The sequence below is a fragment of the Methylophaga sp. UBA4204 genome (genome assembly GCF_002379485.1).
Taxonomy (GTDB): Bacteria; Pseudomonadota; Gammaproteobacteria; order Nitrosococcales; family Methylophagaceae; genus Methylophaga.
The window spans coordinates 1,540-5,475 of sequence record NZ_DFTU01000069.1 but is presented as its reverse complement, the minus strand read 5'-3'; the positions used below and the strand labels follow the sequence as shown (position 1 = coordinate 5,475).

The window sequence follows — 3,936 nt, the reverse complement described above, 5'->3', positions numbered from 1 at the left end:
ATGGCCATTTCCATACAACGTTGTGCGCCTTCACCAGAAGGAGCCACCATGTCATAACCATCAGAAGTGGCTGCATATCCCGTCAGTTCCGCGTAAATTTTGGCTCCACGCGCTTTGGCATGTTCATATTCTTCCAGAACTAAAACACCTCCACCGCCAGCAATAACAAACCCATCACGATCGGTATCGTATGCACGGGAAGCCTTTTCGGGCGTATCGTTATATTTGGTCGATAAAGCACCCATCGCATCGAACAATGAGCTCATGGTCCAGTGTTCTTCTTCCGCACCACCAGCAAACACAACATCTTGTTTGCCAAGCTGAATTTGCTCCATAGCATTACCGATGCAATGGGCACTCGTGGCACAGGCCGAAGACATCGAATAGTTAATGCCTTTGATTTTGAAAGGAGTTGCTAGACAGGCGGAAGTGGTACTTCCCATAACCTGAGTGACACGATAAGGACCAACCCGTTTCAGGCCTTTTTCGCGGAGAATATCCGCTGCTTCAACCTGATTGGAAGAGGATGCACCACCGGAGCCCATCACCAAGCCTGTTTTAGGATTGGAAACATCGCTTTCGCTTAAGCCTGCATCCTGAATCGCATGTTTCATTGCGATATAGGCATACGCGGCCGCATCCCCCATAAACCGCAACACTTTACGATCAATAAATTCTTTAAAATCAATATCAAAAAACCCCGCTACATGGCTTCGAAATCCCATATCAGCATATTGTTGCTTAAAGCGGATACCAGAACGACCGGTGCGAAGTGATTCAGTAACGGTGGCGAGATCCAACCCCAGACAAGAGGTGATCCCCATACCAGTAACAACTACACGTCTCATTGTCTTGTCCTAAAAGTTGTCAGTTGAAGTAAACAGACCAACTCGTAAATCTTTGGCGAAGTAGATATCGCGACCATCTACCGACACTGTGCCATCTGCAATGGCCAATACCAGCTTGCGTGAAATTACTCGTTTCAAATCAATACGGTAAGTCACTTTTTTGGCAGTAGGCAATACTTGGCCGGTGAATTTCACTTCACCTGAGCCCAGCGCTCTTCCTCTGCCGGGATTACCATCCCACGCCAGAAAAAAGCCTAGTAACTGCCACATGGCATCTAAGCCCATGCAACCCGGCATAACGGGATCTCCCGGAAAATGGCATTTAAAAAACCATAAATCCGGATGAATATCCAGTTCAGCAATGATTTCACCTTTCCCATAGGCGCCACCATCATTTGAAATATGACTGATGCGATCCATCATCAGCATATTCGGTACTGGCAGTTGGGCATTACCCGGGCCAAACATTTCTCCATGGCCACACTGCAAGAGTTCCTCGAAGGAAAAAGATGATTGCTTACTCATGAAATTCTAAAATAACCCTACAAATTAAGCACGATATAATAGCATGATAGTTTGAATGCAGAAAAAGATGCAGCTATCAACGCACTGGTTCTAATAAAAAGCCATACCCTACGGCATGGCTTATCGATTTTATTGAGCTGTGGAGAATGATTATTTACGGTTATCAGCAACTGTGGTTGCCGCAGCAGGCGCAATTATCTCAAGACTTTCCAGTAATAATCCAATACTGTTGAGCACCCGATACATCGTAAAAATTTCATCATATTGAGCATTCGTCAGTGCAATTCGCGCCCGGAACAATTCATTCTCGGAATCCAGCAAATCCAGTAATGTGCGCTGTCCAAAGTTAAATTGTTGCTGATAGGCATCGCGGGTTTTTTCAGCTGCTGCAGCATATTCTTCAAAGTATGACATTTGTCTGCGTACTGTTTCCAGAGCATTCCATGATAAACGGACACTCTGCTCCACCTGACGGTGCGTATTATTGCGAATTTCAGCCGCCTGATTAATCAGAAAAGCCGTTTCTTCACGTCTTGCCTTATCTTTTCCACCATTCAGCAGATTGTAGCGTAGTCTGAACATGGCTGTGACGTCTTTATCAGTGCCTCGAACCCCATCAATATCATGGTCATTACGAGTGCCTAATTCAAAATCAACACGCGGTAAAAAAGCAGCTTTGGTAACGTCATGTTGTGCATTGGCCGAAGCGACATCAGCTTGAGCAGAACGTAAGGTTGGATGATTCTGAATAGCGATATTGACCGCTTCTTCCACTGTCATTGGCAAAAACGGTTCAGGTGACGGGGGCTGTGACAATGAGGATGGCGCTTCGCCAACGACACGTAAATAATTGGTTTCGGCATCCCGCAAATTGCTTTGCTCAGCCATTAAATTGGTTTCCGCTAATGCCAGGCGACCCAAACTCTGATCCATGTCTGCCCGACGTCCTACGCCACGTTCGCTGCGTAAGGTAATCTGATCATGGGTACGCAGATGAGATTCCAGATTGGTTTGCGCTAATTCCACCAATTTCTGCCGACGCAACACATTAAGATAAGCTTCTGTCGCCTCTAAAGCCGTATTTTCAGCCACACTGTAAACTGAATGTGCGCGTGAATCGGTTCTGGCTTTTTGACGTTCAACCTCATTTTTGGTCAGGCTGCCATCATAAAGCATTTGCCGCAGATTCAAACTGGCTTCATCACGATTTAAATGAATCTCACCGTCACCACGGTTACGGGAAGCTGGATTATCAGTTGACTCCCAACCGGTTCCGAGCCCCAGATCAATTGTTGGGAAATAACCTGCCTGTGCCTGATCAATTTCTTTGGAAACCGCCTGACGCTCACTGATTGAAGCCAAAACATCCGGATTGGTTTTCAGCGTGGTGTGAATTGCTTCCTGTAATGTATCAGCTTGCACAAAGCTAGAGCAGAGCAATGATGGGATTAAAAAAAGCGCTTTGTTCATATTCTTTTCCTAGTTCAAAGCAGTAATTAGTATTCTTTATCAAGGGTCACTACCGATTACAGCTTCTCCCCCCCAGGTAATACTTACTAGTCCATTACCGGCCGATTGTAGTCAAAACAGTTCAAATACACAATCTGCTCTATCTAAGATCCCTAAAGACGATAGCCAGAGAAAGACGATCCGGTAAACTCATTTTCTGAAAAATGGTAGTTAAGTGGGCTTTCACTGTTCTTTCAGTGATATTCATATTTCGAGCGATCATTTTGTTGGTCGCACCATGACTAACCATTTTGGCCACTTCCAATTCTTTTGGAGAAAGTGTTTCTGCTGCTTTACGCTGTTTTTCACTCACTTCAGGAATATGACTGATTTCATCTATCAGTCCGGATATCACATGACGCTCGACCCAGACTTCACCATTCAAAATCAGCAGCAGAGCTTCTTGTAGTTTGCTCATCGGCAGATTTTGATTGAAATAACCACGAGCGCCCTGCTTCAAGGCTGCTATTTGTACCGGTATTGGCCGTGGAGGGCCAATCACCAAAATTCTGCTATCCGGGCAGAGCTTTTTGAGTTCACTGATAACATGATCAGGATTGTCATCCAGCAGAAATTGATGACAAAGTACCAATTCTGCTGTTTGTTTTTTTAATGCGTCTAATAAACCGTTAACATCCTTATAAAGGCTAACGTCGTACAAAGCTGGCAATGCATCAGTTATGACACGCGCCACATCCGCATCTGCAGTAGCCAGATAAAGACTTTTTTCAGTCTCTGTAATTACTGTCATCGTTCAACCTTAGCCTCAACGCTCTCTCAACGCTTCATTTTTTGCTTTCAGTATGGGCTTTAATAAGTAATCAAGCACGGTTTTTTCACCAGTCAGAATATCTACGGTCACTGTCATGCCCGGAATAATTCCTAATTCGCCCATACTACTTTTTATAAAATTTTGTTCAGTGCGTAAATAGATAAGATAAAAACTTTCATCTTCTTCATTAGTGATCGTATCCGCACTGATACGTACCAGCTTTGCCTCTAGCCCACCATAAATGGAAAAGTCATATGCTGTAAACTTTATTATTGCTTCCTG

4 protein-coding genes and 1 pseudogene are annotated in these 3,936 nt (G+C 44.5%); all 5 read right to left on the bottom strand.

Features of this window, described 5'->3' with window-relative positions:
* Positions 1–848: beta-ketoacyl synthase N-terminal-like domain-containing protein (locus tag B3182_RS10220; RefSeq protein ID WP_292752658.1), on the bottom strand; the 848-nt coding region annotated here is incomplete at its 3' end.
* A gap of 9 nt (positions 849–857) precedes the next feature.
* Complete coding sequence (fabA, locus tag B3182_RS10215) at positions 858–1,373, bottom strand: 3-hydroxyacyl-[acyl-carrier-protein] dehydratase FabA (RefSeq protein ID WP_292358020.1); 516 nt, start codon at positions 1,371–1,373, stop codon at positions 858–860.
* 150 nt (positions 1,374–1,523) lie between these two features.
* The gene (locus tag B3182_RS10210) at positions 1,524–2,843 is read right to left on the bottom strand and encodes a TolC family outer membrane protein (protein ID WP_292358018.1); all 1,320 of its coding nucleotides are present in this window, start codon (positions 2,841–2,843) and stop codon (positions 1,524–1,526) included.
* Between the two features lie 139 nt (positions 2,844–2,982).
* A complete protein-coding gene (locus B3182_RS10205) occupies positions 2,983–3,633 on the bottom strand; it encodes a response regulator transcription factor (protein WP_292358017.1) in 651 nt (216 codons plus the stop codon).
* Positions 3,634–3,648: 15 nt separating this feature from the next.
* Positions 3,649–3,936 (bottom strand): annotated as a pseudogene (locus tag B3182_RS10200) (HlyD family type I secretion periplasmic adaptor subunit); the annotation flags it as partial.

What these genes read in the sequence shown, in the direction of transcription:
- fabA (WP_292358020.1), bottom strand. Translation starts at nt 1,373, where the DNA reads ATGAGTAAGCAATCATCTTTTTCCTTCGAGGAACTCTTGCAGTGTGGC.
- B3182_RS10210 (WP_292358018.1), bottom strand. Translation starts at nt 2,843, where the DNA reads ATGAACAAAGCGCTTTTTTTAATCCCATCATTGCTCTGCTCTAGCTTT.
- B3182_RS10205 (WP_292358017.1), bottom strand. Translation starts at nt 3,633, where the DNA reads ATGACAGTAATTACAGAGACTGAAAAAAGTCTTTATCTGGCTACTGCA.